We start from the raw sequence: 15,180 nt of genomic DNA on the forward strand, positions 1-15,180 counted from the left end.
TTCGACGAACAGAATGCATGGTGCATTGCTCTTTTTATTATGCTTGGCAGAGTTAAATTCTGAAAATATATAATTTATTAGATTATAATAATTAAAATTTACGTTAATAAAAATAATGTTCCTGTTGTTAATGATTTGATGCAGAATTATCTTAGTGTTTTACGGCGCCTGCTTATGTGCCGGGCGCTTATTGATGGCTCCCAAACGGCAATGCGATTTTTCCAAGAAAACGGCAGGTATTTAGTGCAAGGCATCGCCGTTTTCTTTAGCCATGGATGGAGGAAGTATGCTCAGTATCGGTATCGTATCTGAAAACATCTTTTTCAGAGAGGCGATGAAAAGGATATTGGCGCCAAGGATTTTTCATAAGGATCACGTTATTGCTTACTACGACGATCTGCCTTTGGCCATGGGGCGAAATTGCCACGATATTCTAATCGTCGATGATGCGATAAAAATCCTGTTGCGTTTCAGCATGGCGGCAGCGTTATTGTCTGCTATTCATGGCGTGAAAATTTTTTTGACGACAGAAGAGAAGCGTCGTCTGTTATTTCGTTCTGTCACGCGTGATGTGGTGGTGCTCGATAAAAGAGTGCGAGTTCCCGACATGAATAAGGAATTGTCTTTGCTGCTGGCTAATATTGCGCAGCATTCTGCATTAAATGCAAACGTTGAGGGTGGGGCGGCCCGCAATACGAAAAGTTGCCTGACTGAAAGTGAAGTGGAAACGCTTCATTTGCTTTCTTTCGGCTATACGGTGACCCAGGTATCCCGAATGCTTGATAAAAGCGTAAAAACGGTCAGCACGCAGAAATGCAGTGCATTACGCAAAATGGGATTGAAGAATCGGGTGCACAATTTATTGGACATTTCATCCGGTTTCTCGGCGGTTATCTAGGAGTTCGTTATTTTGTCGCTTTTATTATCGGCTGATGAATAACGCGATGGCTTGATTTTATAAAAACAGGAATGTGTTCACCCTTTTGCCTCTGTATTACGGGGAGGGATTGTTTCATCCCGCCAGCAGCGGCTGCTTTTTATTTATTCTCTCAAACCAAACTGTTATGGAGTTTTATCTCATGATGAAGAAGATGCTTTCTGTTGCAATCATGGCGGCCGCGGTCGCTGCGCCGGTGGCTTTTGCTGAAGACAATTCCGCCGGTGGCGTGATTAACTTTACCGGCGCCATTACCGACACCACCTGTACGATTAACGGCGGCAAGAGCGCGGATTTCACCGTAGCGCTGAGCCCGATCTCGGTGACCGATGCGGGTAACACCGTCGGGCCAATCACCAAGAACAAGAAGTCCTTCTCGTTGACCTTCTCCGGCTGTTCGCCGGCGGCCGGTACCGCGGGCACCCCGCTGAAAATCTACTTCTCCTCCGCGGATAACATCTCCACCGACGGCAAATATTTGCTGAACAACTCGGTCAACGAGAACGACGCTTCCGTCGCGAAGAACGTAGGCTTCTCTCTGGCGGAAACCGGTTCTTCCACCCCGATCCAGCTGAACGTGCCTTATGTCACCGACATCATGGGCGACAAAGAGGCGCCGGATTCAGAAACCCTGACGCTGGACGCGTACTACTACAAAACCAACGCCGAAGCGGCAAAAGTGGGCGCTCTGAGCTCCAACGTGACTTACACCATTTCTTACCTGTAATCGCGCTGACAGCCAGGCCCTTGATAGGGCCTGGCCACCCGGGGGAACGATGAAAAAATACATGATGATAGCGGCGCTGTTGCTGGGTTCCGTTGGCGCGCAGGCCAATGTGGTGGTTAACGGCACGCGGGTGATCTACCCGGCAAACAACAAGGACGTGATTGTCCAATTGCTGAATAACGGTACCGACCCCTCGCTGGTTCAGGCCTGGATCGACGACGGCGATATCAATTCCACCCCGGAAACCGCCAATGTGCCGTTTTTGCTGTCGCCGCCGGTGGTGAAAGTGAACGGCAACAGCGGGCAGCAGCTGCGTATTCAGAAAGTTGGCGCCGCGTTGGCGGCGGATCGTGAATCGGTGTTCTACCTCAACGTGCTGGATATCCCGCCGACGCCGGAAAACCTGCAGGGCACCAATACGCTGCAGCTGGCGATCAAGTCGCGCATCAAACTGTTCTACCGCCCGCAGGCGTTAACCCGCGGCGTGGAAAATGCGTTGGAAGAACTGACGCTGCAAGCCAATGGCAAAGGCTTCAACGTCATCAATAAAAGCCCGTATTTCATTACGGTAGCGAATATAGGCCAGGGTGCGGACAAGCATCTGCTGGTTGATTCGCTGATGGTCGCGCCGTTTTCCACCCAGTTTGCCGCCAGCAAACGAGCGGTCAGCAAAAACGCCCGTTATGACCTGATGTATATCGACGATCTGGGGGCTTACAAGTCTAAAGCCATCACCGCACACTAACCTGAAAGAACAACAATGAAGCTGAATAAAAAAGTCCTCTCGCTGCTGACCGCCTCTTCATTCTTGTTGCCGGATACGGCCTGGGCGGTGACGTTCGATACGTCGCTGTTGGCCGGCGAATCGCGCGATTCCGATCTCTCGCGTTTTTACCTCAATAATGACATGCCTGCCGGCCGGCAGGAGATCGATGTGTATGTCAACCATGACTGGAAAGGGCGCTATGCGCTGCTGTTTGGCACCCAACGCGACGATATCCAAATCGACTACCAGGATGCGCAGCGGCTGGGCATCGATCTGAGTCAATTGCCGACGCCTCAGGCGCCCCAGACGACGCTGTCGATCGCCACGCTGGTGCAGGGCGGCCGGTTCGATATGGACGTCGGCGCGCTGAGCCTGCGGCTGACGGTGCCGCAGGCGCGGGTCAACCGATCGGAGGCGGGATACGTGGATCCGGCCTTCTGGAATCGCGGCATCTCCGCATTGACGCTGGCCTACAACGCGACGTACTACCACGCCGAGGCGCGCGGCGACGGCAATCGCAGCAACAACGACGATTTTTATACCGGGCTGGAATCCGGGATCAATCTGGCCGGTTGGCAATTTCGCGACAGCAGCAGCTTTCGCCACGGCAGCGGGCGGGGGAGCCACTGGCAGAACAACACGCGCTATCTGCAGCGCGGCTTCGCCGACATCAAATCCAACCTGACCGCCGGCGATTTTTATTCGCCGGGGGATCTGTTCGACTCGGTGCGCATCCGCGGGGTGGCGCTGGCGTCGGACATCAGCATGCGCCCCAACTCGCAGCAGGGCTTTTCACCGATCGTGCGGGGCGTGGCGCAAACCAACGCCTTGGTGAAAGTGGTGCAGAACGGCAACGTGATCTACCAGGAAAACGTGCCGCCGGGTGCCTTTACCCTCGACAGTATTCAGCCGACCGGCTCGGCGGGCGATCTGTGGGTGACGGTCAAAGAGGCGGATGGGCGTGAACAGTCGTTCAGCGTGCCGTTTTCCGCCGTACCCAACATGTTGAAACAGGGCGTCAGCCAATACAGCGTGCTGGCCGGCAAGGTGAACGAAAGCAATACCGATTACGATCCCGGCTTTGTGCAGGGCACCCTGCAGTACGGTTTCAACAACCTGGTAACCGGCTATGCCGGCAGCATTTTGAGTGACGACTATCAGGCCTGGCTGCTCGGCAGCGGCTGGAACCTGCCGATAGGGGCGGTGTCCATCGACCTGACGCATGCCGATACCCGCCTGAAAAACCGCCGTGAAAGCGGGCAGAGCTTCCGTATCGCCTACAGTAAATTTCTCGATGCCACCGCGACCAACTTCACGCTGGCGGCCTACCGTTACTCCACCCGCGGTTACTACAGCTTTACCGACGCCATTTACTCTAATGACGGTTACCGCCAGCTGGAACGGCAGTTTGACCGCTGGCGCGACGAGGAGGGTTTGTCCGAACTGGATATGAACACCTGGGATGCGCTGCGGTCCGCCCGGCCGAAAAATACCTTTACGCTTAACCTGAACCAGCGTCTTAACGAAGGGTGGGGCACGCTGTTCTTCTCCGGCTCCCAGCGCGATTACTGGACGGCCAACGCGAAAAGCCGCGAATACCAGTTGGGGTACTCCAACAATCTGGGGCGCGTCAGCTACTCCGTTTCCGCCAGCCGGGTGCGCAACAGCCAGCGTGAGGAAGAGACGCGTTATTACCTGTCGTTCAGCCTGCCGCTGTCGGTGTTCGACAACAACGCCTACCTCAGCACCGGCCTGTCGGCGACGGACTCTCACTATCAGCAAAGCACGGTCAGCCTGAGCGGCAACGCGCTGGAGTCCAACCGTCTGAGCTACTCGCTGAACGGCAGCAATCGCAGCGGCGGCGACAACATGGCCGGTGTCAATGCGGCCTACCGCACCCGTGTCTCGACGCTTGGCGTCTCCTACAGCGAAGGCAACGATTATCGCCAGAGCGGCCTCAGCGCGCGCGGCAGCCTGGTGGCGATCCCCTGGCATGTGCTGGCGTCGAACGAAATCGGCAACACCATGACGGTGGTCGAGGCGCCGCAGGCCGAAGGGCTGATGGTCAACGGCGACGAAAGCATCGTGACCAACGCCCAGGGCCTGGCGCTAGTGCCCTATGCCACGCCATACCGGCAAAACTCGGTCACGCTGTCGGATACCGGCCACAGCAGCGGGGCAGAAATCAGCGGCAACGTCGCCAACCACGTGCCTTACTACGGCGCGGTCAGCTACCTGAAATTCGAAACCGATCAACGTCAGCCATTCCAGCTGCGGGCGCAGCGCGCCGATGGTGCACCGCTGCCGTTCGGCGCCGAAGTGCTGGATGAAAACGGCCGGTCGATAGGCTTTGTCGGCCAGGCCAGCGTGCTGTACCTGCGCGTCGAACAGCCGCCAACGGCGTTGACGGTGCAACTGCGCGACGGCCGTTGCCGTATCGCCAAACCGACTCTGGCGCTCGACGCGTCGCCCGGCGTTTGCCGCTAATACAGGATAACCGAACCTATGATCAGGCTGATTTTTTTGCTGCTGCTGTCCGGGTTGTTCAGCGGCTATAGTTATGCCACCTGTTTTGGCAAAGGGATCTCATTTGCACCGGCTTTGAATGTCGATCTCTCCGATAAGCTGAATGCCAACACCCCGGTGTGGGAGGAGCAATACAGCACCCAATATGTCGGCACTTTTGACTGCAGTTCTTCAAAGAGCAAATTTACCTATACGCTCAAGCTGTCGCCCGATAATAAGAATGCGGCTATTTTTGGTTTTAACAACGGCACGCAGTGGATACGCGCGCAAATCGTCAATAAGATTGGCGATCGTGAACTGTCAAAGCGCGGCGAACATTCCGCCGCCGAGTTAAATACGCCGATGACCGTGCGCTACTCATTAGAATCGAAGCCCAAAAATGGCCGTGTGGTGCCGGGGGATACGCTGATGCTGGATGACGCGCTGATGGTCTCGGACATTACCGGCATAAAGATATGGGAATTGCCGATTTGGCTGTTGCAGCAAGTCGGGAAAATACTCAGTTGGCTCCTGACCGGCAACTGGCCTTATGACGAACGCGATATGTATGGCCAGCCGATGAACATCAAATACGCGCCCAAAACCACCACCTGCCGTTTCGACAACGCCGGCCTGACGGTCAGATTGCCGAAAATGGGCGTGGCGCAGGTGCTGAATAACAACCAACCCGGCTACACGCCGTTCTCGCTGAACATCAGCTGCCAGAACATGCAGCAGGAAGGTATCGCCGATCGTACCGTCGAGATGTTCCTGTCCAGCAATAACCTGCTGGCCTCCGACGCCAGCGTGCTGACCAATGCCAACGCGGGCGGCGCGCAAGGGGTAGGGCTGCGCCTGGTCAAACGCGATATGCCGAGCTCGCCGGTGGTACTGTCGCCCTCCAATGTCGATCGCGGCAGCGCCACCTCATTGTTTCACGTCGCCGCCGGCGGCAGCCTGAACAGTCACTTTATCATCGGCATGGGCGCTTATTATTACCCTTATCAGCGCGATGGCGTGACGCAGGGTGAAATCAACACCTCGGCCACGCTGAACATTATTTATCCCTGATGAATGGGTTGGTGCAAAAAAACCGGCAGCCGCCGCTGCCGGGGTTGGTTATTGATAAGTCATCGCGCTGGCGTGCAGCTTGTTATTGCCTACGATCGCGATGATTTTGTAGTAACGGGCGCCTGCCTTGGCGGTTTTGTCCGCCAACATCTTTTCCGCATCGCTCAGATTCGCGGCACCGCTAACGGTAATCACCTGGCGCGGCGTCAGGGCGTCCGCCTGTTGACTATTGATTTGCGTTGCCGCGACTGTTGCGCCTGAAAAGACAAAAGCCCCTAGCAGCATCGTTTTCAACATGACGTTCTTCATGATGTTCTCCCCAAGCGCAATACGCTTGTTCTTTGCTATGGTTGAATCTTTTTGTTTCGTTATGCTAAAGGATAAGCAGCGAGGTGCCGGCGCGGTAGTGCCTGAAAGCGTAATGCATCGTTTCCAAACTGGAAACGATAAGGAGGGGGCATGCAGGATTTGAACGATCTTCAACTGTTTGCTTTGGTGGTGCGACATGGTGGTTTCGCCGCAGCCGAGCGGGCGAGCGGCGAAGCCAAATCCAAACTCAGCAAACGCGTGGCTCGTCTGGAGGCGAGTTACGGTGCGCGGTTAATCGAACGTTCGACGCGCAGTTTCCGCGTCACGGATATTGGCCGCGATGTGTATCGGCAGTGTGAGGCGATTATCGAGCGGTTGGAGGCGACCGATGCCATTGTCGCCCGTGCGCGCGACGAAGTGAGCGGCTGCCTGCGCATCAGTTCGCCGCCCGGTTTGATGCAGTATTATAATTCCCATCTGCTGTTGGGGTTTATGGCGCGTTACCCGGACGTGCGCGTACAACTGTTGATCCATGAGCGCCATGTGGATCTGATCAACGAAAAGATCGATGTGGCGTTTCGCATTACGAGTCATTTCGACCAGGATCAATCATTGATTAAACGCGATCTTGGCGTACGGCAACGCATTTTGGTCGCCGGCGCGCAGCTGGTGGAGAAAGCCGGCGGCTTGCCGCAGTCGTTCGAACAGCTGGCCAGCTTGCCGACGTTGTCGATGGGGGAGTGGCTGGATCGCGATCGATGGGAATTCGAGGATAATGCAGGCAATCAACGTACTTTCGTACACGTCCCCCGGCTGTGTTGCGGGGATTACAGCACGTTGCATAGTGCGGCGATTGCCGGGATGGGCGTCGCGTTTTTGCCGATCCATTTGTGTGCCAACGAATTGCGAACGGGTCAACTGCTGCGTCTGCTGCCACAGTGGCGTGCGCCGAGCAGCATTGTTCATCTGGTGTTCACCAGCGGCAAAGGCCTGTTGCCGCCGGTGCGGGCGTTTATCGATCACAGCGTCGCGGTATTCGCCGAAGCCAATCGCCGCCTCTCGATGATGCCGGTTGCCTAGCCGCCTGTCACTGCCCATCCGGGTGTTCGAAAATATGCGCGCCGGCTCCTTGCCGGCCCAATATATCGTTCGGGTTGCGCAGCGGGCAGTCGGCGAGCGACAGGCAGCCGCAGCCGATGCAGCTATCGAGATGGTCGCGCAGCACCGTCAGCCGTTGAATACGCTCATCCAGCGTTTTGCGCCAGGCGGAGGACAGCACTCCCCATTGTTCTGAGGTCAGCTTGCTGCCGATGGGGAAACGGCTCAGCGCGGCGCGGATCTCTTCCAGCGGAATGCCCGCGCGCTGTGCGATCTTGATCACCGCGATATAGCGCAATACCACCGACGGATAACGCCGCTGATTGCCGGCGTTGCGCGTCGCCTGAATCAGCCCTTTACTCTCGTAGAAGTGCAGCGCGGATATCGCCACGCCGCTGCGTTTCGCCACTTCCCCGACGGTCAATAGCCGATTGGCGTCAATCGGTTCATTTCTTGCCATTTTATCTTCCTCAACTTGACCTCAAGTTAACCTGAGGTTTTATAGTTCAGCCTGCCGGGCTTGGCAACCGGCATCTCTCGAGACCTGCCCCCGTCTTATTGGGGAGAAGGATGGCTTTGGCTGTAAAATCAGGAAGAAACCGTTATGCAACGCTTTATCAACACCGCTCTGGACAGTTATTGGCTTTGGCTGCTCGCACGTCTGTGCTTGATGGTGATTTTCATCTCGTCGGGGCTCGCCAAGCTGTTCGACATCGAAGGGAGCCTGGCGGAGATGCGCGCCGCCGGTTTGCATCCGGCCTGGCTGTTCAACCTGGCGTCGGCGGCGGTGCTGCTGACAGGTTCGGTATTGATCCTGCTGAACCGGTGGGTGTGGCTGGGCGCCGGCATGCTGTCGGTGTTTCTGATCCTGACTATCGCGATCGTCCACACCTTCTGGAATATGTCCGCTCCCAATATGCAGATTTCTCTCTACTTCGCGCTGGAACACATCACGGTGATCGGCGGGCTGTGGGTGACGGCCATCGCCAGCCGTTTGCGTCAACGTCTGGCCAACACGCGTGAGGCTGCATGATGAAACGATATCTCATTATTGCGGCGCTGCTGGCGGTACTCGTCGTCGCTGCGGTAGCGATGCGTTCCACCGCGCGTCAAAGCGAAGGCGCACCGGCTTATCCGCCGGTGAAAGTGGCGCTGGCGCCCGCACTGCGTGAACAGGCGGCGCGCAGCTACGCCGGCGTCGGCGAGCTGGAGGCGGCCAGCCAGGTGGAGGTGGCGGCGGAAACCAGCGGCCGCATCACGCGTATCCTGTTCGAATCCGGCCAAACGGTGCGGCAGGGGCAGTTGCTGGTGCAGCTCAACGATGCGGTCGAACAGGCTGAGCTGGTGCGTCTGCAGGCGCAATTGCGCAACGCCGATCTGCTGCTGGGGCGCATGCGAAAACTGATGAACCTCAACGCCACTGCGCGGCAACAGTTGGACGATGCGCTGGCCGAGCGGGATATGGCGCTTGGCGCGGTGCGGGAAACGCAGGCCAAAATTGCGCAGAAGGCGATCCGCGCGCCGTTTTCCGGCGTCATCGGCATTCGCCGCGTGCATGAAGGGCAATATCTTAACGCCGCCGAGGCGGTGGCGAACCTGGTGGACGCCGATACGCTGCGCGTCAACTTTTCGCTGGACGAACAAAGCAGCGCCGGGTTGGCGCCAGGCCAGGCGGTGTCGGTGCAGGTTGGGGCGTATCCCGATCGCGCTTTCCCCGCCGTCATTACCGCTATCGACCCGATGATCGGCAAATCCCGCACCGTGCAGGTGCAGGCGACGTTGACCAACCGTGAGGGATTGCTGAAGGCCGGCATGTACGCCGGCATTCGCGTCACGCAGCAGCAGCGCGTGGCGGTGCTGACGGTGCCGGAAACGGCGCTGACCTACACGGCCTACGGCGATACCGTGTTTCTGGCCCAGCAGGGTGAAAAGGGCATGACGGTCAAGCGCGTTTCGGTCACCGTGGGTGAGCGCAACGACGGGCGCGTCGAGATCGTCAATGGCCTGCAGGAAGGCGATCGGGTGGTGACTTCGGGCCAGCTCAAGCTGAGCGACGGCATGGCGGCCGAGCCGGTGGCGCAGGATACCCTGAACGCCGCCCAGGCCGGTTCCTGAGGAGAGACCGATGACATTTACCGATCTGTTCGTGCGTCGGCCGGTGCTGGCGCTGGTGGTCAGCACCCTGATCCTGCTGTTCGGCGCGCTGGCGCTCAGCAAGTTGCCGATCCGCCAATACCCGCTGCTGGAAAACTCGACCATTACCATCAGCACTGAATATCCCGGCGCGTCGTCCGAGCTGATGCAGGGCTTTGTCACGCAGCCGATCGCCCAGGCGGTGTCCTCCGTCGAGGGCGTTGACTACCTTTCTTCCTCTTCGGTGCAGGGGCGCAGCGTAGTGACGGTGCGCATGGCGCTGAACCGCGACTCCACCCAGGCGCTGACCGAAGTGATGGCCAAGGTCAATCAGGTGCGCTACAAGCTGCCGGAGCAGGCGTACGATCCGGTGATTGAACGTTCCGCCGGTGAGGCCACCGCCGTGGCTTATGTCGGCTTTTCCAGTAAAACGCTGTCCACGCCGGCGCTGAGCGAATACCTGACGCGGGTGGTGGAGCCGATGTTCACCACCATCGACGGCGTCGCCAAGGTGGAAGTGTTCGGCGGGCAAAAAATGGCGATGCGCCTGTGGCTGGACAGCGATCGGCTGGCCGGCCGCGGCCTGACCGCCGCCGACGTGGCCGACGCGGTGCGGCGCAACAACTACCAGGCGGCGCCGGGCAAGGTGAAAGGGCAGTATGTGGTTGCCAACGTGCGGGTGAATACCGATCTCACCAGCGTTGAGGAATTTCGCAATCTGGTGGTGCGCAACGACGGCAATGGCCTGGTGCGTTTAAAAGACGTCGGCACTGTGGAGCTGGGCGCCGCGGCCACGGAAACCAGCGCCCTGATGGATGGCGAACCGGCGGTGTTCCTCGGCGTCTTCCCTACGCCGACCGGCAACCCGCTGGTGATCGTCGACGGCATTCGCCACCTGATGCCGGCGATCGACAAGATGCAGCCGCCGGGCGTGAAGATGGCGCTGGCGTTCGAAACCGCGCGCTTTATTCAGGCCTCGATCGATGAAGTGGTGCATACCCTGCTCGAAGCGCTGGTGATCGTGGTGGCGGTGATCTACCTGTGTCTGGGGTCGCTGCGCACCGTGTTGATCCCGGTGGTGACCATTCCGCTGTCGATCCTTGGCGCTGCCGGGCTGATGTTGGCCTTCGGCTTCAGCGTCAATTTGCTGACGCTGCTGGCGATGGTCCTGGCGATCGGCCTGGTGGTGGACGACGCCATCGTGGTGGTGGAGAACGTGCATCGTCATATCGAAGAGGGGAAAACGCCGCTGGCGGCGGCGATGATCGGCGCGCGCGAGGTGGCGGGGCCGGTGATCGCCATGACCCTGACGCTGGCGGCGGTCTATGCGCCGATCGGCCTGATGGGCGGGCTGACCGGCGCGCTGTTTCGCGAGTTTGCGTTGACGCTGGCCGGGGCGGTAGTGGTGTCCGGCGTGGTGGCGCTGACGCTGTCGCCGGTGATGAGCTCGCTCCTGCTGCCGGCCAAACAGAGCGAAGGGCGCGTGGCGCACGCCGCCGAGTGGTTCTTCGGCGGTCTGACGCGGCGCTATGCGCGCGCGCTGGATTTTTCGCTGCGCCACCGTTGGTTGACCGGCGCGCTGGCGTTGCTGGTGATGATCAGCCTGCCGCTATTGTACCTGATGCCGCAGCGCGAGCTGGCGCCGACCGAGGATCAGGCCATCGTACTGACCGCCATCAAGGCGCCGCAGCACGCCAACCTGAACTATGTCGAACGCTTTGCCTACAAGCTGGACGAGGTTTACAACCGCATGCCGGAAACCGAAAGCCGCTGGATCATCAACGGCAGCGACGGCACGGCGTCCGGCATCGGCGGCATCAACCTGACGCTGTGGCAGGCGCGCCAGCGCTCGGCGTCGGCGGTGCAGGCCGATCTGCAGCGGGCGGTGAACGACGTCGAAGGCACCAGCATTTTCGCCTTCCAGCTGCCCGCCTTGCCGGGCTCCACCGGCGGGCTGCCGGTGCAGATGGTGCTGCGCACGCCGCAGGACTACCCGCAGCTGTATCGCACCCTGGAAGAGGTGAAGCAGAACGCCAGAAACAGCGGCCTGTTTATGGTGGTGGACAGCGATCTGGACTACAACAACCCGCTGGCGGAGGTGCATATCGATCGCGCCAAGGCCAACAGTCTGGGGATCCGCATGAGCGACATCGGCGAATCGCTGGCGGTGCTGGTGGGGGAAAACTACCTCAACCGCTTCGGCATGGACGGCCGCGCCTATGACGTGATCCCGCAGAGCCTGCGTGAACAGCGGCTGACGCCGCAGGCGCTGGCGCGACAGTACGTCCGCACGCAGGACAATACGCTGGTGCCGCTCTCCACCGTGGTGTCGGTGGCCGTTAAGGTCGAGCCGAACAAGCTGACCCAGTTCAACCAGCAGAACGCCGCCACCCTGCAGGCCATTCCCGCGCCCGGCGTTTCGATGGGCGAAGCGGTGGCCTTCCTCGAACGGCAGGCCAATGCGCTGCCGTTCGAGTTTAGCCACGACTGGCAGGGGGATTCGCGCCAATATACCCAGGAAGGCAGCGCGCTGGCATTCGCGTTCCTGGCGGCGTTGGTGATCATCTATCTGGTGCTGGCGGCGCAGTACGAGAGCCTGAAAGATCCGCTGATCATCCTCATCACCGTGCCGCTGTCGATCTGCGGCGCCTTGCTGCCGCTGGCGCTGGGCTACGCCACGATGAACATCTATACCCAGGTCGGGCTGGTGACCCTGATCGGGCTGATCAGCAAGCACGGCATTTTGATGGTGGAGTTCGCCAACGAGTTGCAGATGCATCAGGGGCTGACGCGCCGCGCCGCGATTTTGCAGGCGGCGCAAATTCGCCTGCGGCCGGTGTTGATGACCACCGGGGCGATGGTGTTCGGCTTGATTCCGCTGCTGTTCGCCAGCGGCGCCGGCGCCGCCAGCCGCTTCGGCCTGGGGCTGGTGATCGTATCCGGCATGCTGGTGGGCACGCTGTTTACCCTGTTTGTGTTGCCGACGGTGTATACGCTGCTGGCGCGCGATCACGCGGTGGCGTCGCCCCGGCAGCGTGAACTGGCCGCGGCGCAAAAGGCGCTGGCGGAATAAACCGCCGGCGCCCGTATGAAAAATAAACCCGCCTTGGCGGGTTTTTTCGTCAGTTTTTGCAGCCCATCAATTCCGGCAGGACGCCGGGCTTGCTCTTCAGCGAGGCCTGCACGTCGTCCGGCAGACCGGCCCAGATGATCAGACCGGTGCGTTTCTCGATCTCGTCCACCGTCACGCGGAATTGGCAAAAATCGGCACCCTTCGGCGTGTTCTGATCGAACAGGAAAGCGGCATAGTGGTTCACCGCCGGGCTGTTGTTGATGAAAATCACTTTCCAGTAGGCGCTGGGGATGGTGTGCGCTTTCTGGGTGCCCGGCAGTTTGCCCATATCGCGCTCATACAGCGGCCCGGTCACGGTATAGACCGAGGAAATATCGGCGCGATCGATCAGCTTGCGTTCCTGATCTTCCAGCCGCGCCCAGGCGCCCTGGTTCAGATCGGACTTTTGCGGCGTGATGTTGGACTGGTAGTTCAGCGACTCCCAGTCGGAAACGCCCGCCAGCGAGGCCAGCGGCGCCTGATGACCGCGATCGACCTTCAACGCCGCATTGGCGCCGGTGTAATCGGCGGGCGCCAAAGTGTCCGCCGGGTTGAGCGCCGGATCGGTTTTCCAGTTGCGCGTCTTGCCGCTGGCCGGCGTGTCTTTGGTGATGTGATAGGCCACCCAGTTGGCGAACTTGGTGGTGCTGTTGTTGTTCAACGTATAAGCGTGACGCACGATCGATACGTTGCTGCTGCCGCCGGTCGGGCAGCCGACCGCGCAGTTGTCGATGGACTCGAGCGTGTCGGCCGACGCCTGCGCGGCGAACAGCAGGGCGGCCAGGGCCAACATCTTGTTGTTAAAACGCATATTCATATCCTCAATAAGTTAAAAAACACTGTATATATTTACAGTGAATTAAACTTATCGCAGTGAAACGAATACAACAATGCAACACATTCATGTTGTGAATGTGTCGGCGTTGACAGAGCGGAACGGCGCCCTGTACGCCGCTCGGACTATCAAAAACGCCAAAACGCGCGTGAACAGAGGATCAACATCGGATAGATCTCGAGGCGGCCGAGCAGCATGGCGGCGCACATCAGCCATTTCGCCGCGTCGTTCAGCGTGCCGAAACCGGCGGCGGTTTCTCCGTACCCCAGCCCCATATTGTTGATGCAGGCGGCGACGGTGGCGAAAGCGGTGACCAGATCATAGCCCATCAAGTTCAGCAGCCAGATAAACAGACAGGTGAACAGCACGTAAAGGAAGAAGAAGCTCCAGACGGAGCGCAGCGTCCGATCCTGGATCGGCGCATTGCCGACCTTGATGGTGTACATGGCGTTGGGATGCACCAGCTGGTTGATCTCGAGCCGGCTTTGTTTGTACATGATCAGAAAACGCAGCGCTTTAATGCCGCCGCAGGTGGAGCCGACGCAGCCGCCGAAGAAACTCGCCGCCAGCAGCAGCATGATGGTGTGGGACGGGATCCGGGTGTAATCGGCGATGGCCAGACCGTTGTCGGTCATCATCGAACTGGTGAGGAAAAAGCCGTGCACGAAGGCGTCTTTGACGCCGTACATGCCCGAGCGGTACAGCTCGATACACACGATCGCCACGACGATGGCCAGAATCAACAGGAAAAAGCGCAGCTCGGGGCTGCGGTACAGCGGTTTCAGGCTGCGACGGCCGACGGCAATGAAATAGAGCGTGAAGTTCACCGCCGCCAGAATAGAGAAAATGCCGCCGACCATTTCCACCGCCGAACTGTCGTAGTACCCCAGGCTTTCGTTGCGGGTGGAAAATCCGCCGAGCGACACGGTGGAAATGCCGTGGCACAGCGCATCGAACCACGGCATGCCCGCCAGACGAAAGGCGACGGTACAGGCCAACCCCAGCCCAAGGTAGATCAACCACAGGTTTTTCGAGGTATCGGCCAGGCGTGGCGTCAGGCGTTCCTCCTTGAACGGGCCGGGCATTTCCGACTGGTAAAGTTTGGCGCCGCCGATGCCCAGCAGCGGCAGCACGGCTACGGCCAACACGATAACCCCGAGGCCGCCGATAAAATTGAGCTGGGAGCGGTAATAGAGGAACGATTTGGGCACGTTCGAGACGTCATTCAGCACCGAGGCGCCGGTGGTGGTGATGCCGGAGACTCCCTCAAACATCGCGTCGACCAGCCGGACGTTCAGCGTGTCATCCAGCCACAGCGGCAGGGCGCTGATCGCGGAAAACAGCAGCCAAAACATCACGATGATCAGAAAACCGTCCTGGGTGCGCAGCTGCACTTTCGACTGCCGGGTGCTGAACCAGCCCAATCCGCCGAGCGTGGCGGCCACCACCAGGGTATAGAAAAATGAGAAGGCGCTTTTTTCTTTATACAACAGCCCCATCAGCAGGGGCGGGATCATTGAAAGGCTGTAAAGAAGGACCAAAAAGCTGCAAAGATGAATAACGACCAGGATCTGTTTGGTTCTGACCATACTGTTGCTCGGAATGCCTGCCGACAATGCGTCAATTTATTGAAGTGTATCAAGCATAAAGCAGGCGATATAAAAATAACGTAAAAATTCATATCGCC

General features: G+C 58.9%; 13 protein-coding genes. 9 read left to right on the top strand and 4 right to left on the bottom strand.

All coding sequences use genetic code 11. The features are described 5' to 3' along the window. Positions 1-286 precede the first annotated feature (286 nt). The 5 genes from SSARUM2_RS08805 to SSARUM2_RS08825 all read left to right on the top strand — a co-directional run bounded on the left by SSARUM2_RS08805 (position 287) and on the right by SSARUM2_RS08825 (position 6,006). On the top strand, positions 287-898 hold the full coding sequence (locus SSARUM2_RS08805; protein WP_060453028.1) for a LuxR C-terminal-related transcriptional regulator: 612 nt from the start codon (positions 287-289) through the stop codon (positions 896-898). Positions 899-1,079: 181 nt separating this feature from the next. Further along, positions 1,080-1,664 carry a fimbrial protein gene (locus SSARUM2_RS08810; protein ID WP_033637910.1) on the top strand — a complete coding sequence of 195 codons (585 nt, stop codon included), beginning with the start codon at positions 1,080-1,082 and terminating at the stop codon, positions 1,662-1,664. A gap of 49 nt (positions 1,665-1,713) precedes the next feature. Continuing rightward, entirely contained in the window at positions 1,714-2,409 is a 696-nt protein-coding gene (locus SSARUM2_RS08815; RefSeq protein WP_033637911.1) for a molecular chaperone, read from the top strand. A gap of 15 nt (positions 2,410-2,424) precedes the next feature. Beyond that, a complete protein-coding gene (locus SSARUM2_RS08820; RefSeq protein ID WP_049195825.1) occupies positions 2,425-4,917 on the top strand; it encodes a fimbria/pilus outer membrane usher protein in 2,493 nt (830 codons plus the stop codon). 18 nt (positions 4,918-4,935) lie between these two features. Beyond that, complete coding sequence (locus SSARUM2_RS08825; protein ID WP_049212751.1) at positions 4,936-6,006, top strand: fimbrial protein; 1,071 nt, start codon at positions 4,936-4,938, stop codon at positions 6,004-6,006. 48 nt (positions 6,007-6,054) lie between these two features. On the opposite strand, the gene SSARUM2_RS08830 is transcribed toward SSARUM2_RS08825, so the two are convergent. Further along, positions 6,055-6,315, bottom strand: a complete 261-nt coding sequence (locus SSARUM2_RS08830) for a DUF1471 domain-containing protein (RefSeq protein ID WP_033637916.1) — start codon at positions 6,313-6,315, stop codon at positions 6,055-6,057. 150 nt (positions 6,316-6,465) lie between these two features. On the opposite strand from SSARUM2_RS08830, the gene SSARUM2_RS08835 reads away from it, so the two are divergent. Beyond that, positions 6,466-7,395: a LysR substrate-binding domain-containing protein gene (locus tag SSARUM2_RS08835; RefSeq protein WP_033646557.1), complete on the top strand. Its 930-nt coding sequence runs from the start codon at positions 6,466-6,468 to the stop codon at positions 7,393-7,395. A gap of 7 nt (positions 7,396-7,402) precedes the next feature. Here the strand turns inward: SSARUM2_RS08835 and soxR are convergent, their stop codons facing one another. Beyond that, the gene (gene soxR / locus SSARUM2_RS08840) at positions 7,403-7,873 is read right to left on the bottom strand and encodes a redox-sensitive transcriptional activator SoxR (RefSeq protein WP_033637918.1); all 471 of its coding nucleotides are present in this window, start codon (positions 7,871-7,873) and stop codon (positions 7,403-7,405) included. A gap of 144 nt (positions 7,874-8,017) precedes the next feature. Here soxR and SSARUM2_RS08845 point away from each other — a divergent pair, with 144 nt between their 5' ends. The 3 genes from SSARUM2_RS08845 to SSARUM2_RS08855 are packed head-to-tail and all read left to right on the top strand — an operon-like array spanning position 8,018 to position 12,619. Next, complete coding sequence (locus tag SSARUM2_RS08845) at positions 8,018-8,446, top strand: DoxX family protein (protein WP_033654208.1); 429 nt, start codon at positions 8,018-8,020, stop codon at positions 8,444-8,446. Continuing rightward, positions 8,443-9,528 (top strand): efflux RND transporter periplasmic adaptor subunit, encoded by a 1,086-nt coding sequence (locus tag SSARUM2_RS08850; RefSeq protein ID WP_033646555.1) that lies wholly within the window; start codon positions 8,443-8,445, stop codon positions 9,526-9,528. The genes SSARUM2_RS08845 and SSARUM2_RS08850 overlap by 4 nt, the downstream gene beginning before the upstream one ends. A 10-nt stretch (positions 9,529-9,538) precedes the next feature. Beyond that, on the top strand, positions 9,539-12,619 hold the full coding sequence (locus tag SSARUM2_RS08855) for a MexW/MexI family multidrug efflux RND transporter permease subunit (protein WP_060453025.1): 3,081 nt from the start codon (positions 9,539-9,541) through the stop codon (positions 12,617-12,619). 49 nt (positions 12,620-12,668) lie between these two features. Here SSARUM2_RS08855 and SSARUM2_RS08860 read toward each other — a convergent pair whose 3' ends face one another. Both SSARUM2_RS08860 and SSARUM2_RS08865 read right to left on the bottom strand, forming a co-directional pair. Continuing rightward, positions 12,669-13,469 (bottom strand): DNA/RNA non-specific endonuclease, encoded by an 801-nt coding sequence (locus SSARUM2_RS08860; protein ID WP_282488652.1) that lies wholly within the window; start codon positions 13,467-13,469, stop codon positions 12,669-12,671. Positions 13,470-13,621: 152 nt separating this feature from the next. Then, positions 13,622-15,082, bottom strand: a complete 1,461-nt coding sequence (locus SSARUM2_RS08865) for a TrkH family potassium uptake protein (RefSeq protein ID WP_033654205.1) — start codon at positions 15,080-15,082, stop codon at positions 13,622-13,624. Positions 15,083-15,180: the final 98 nt, after the last annotated feature.

This window comes from Serratia sp. K-E0102 (genome assembly GCF_029962625.1).
Classification (GTDB): Bacteria; Pseudomonadota; Gammaproteobacteria; order Enterobacterales; family Enterobacteriaceae; genus Serratia; species Serratia sarumanii.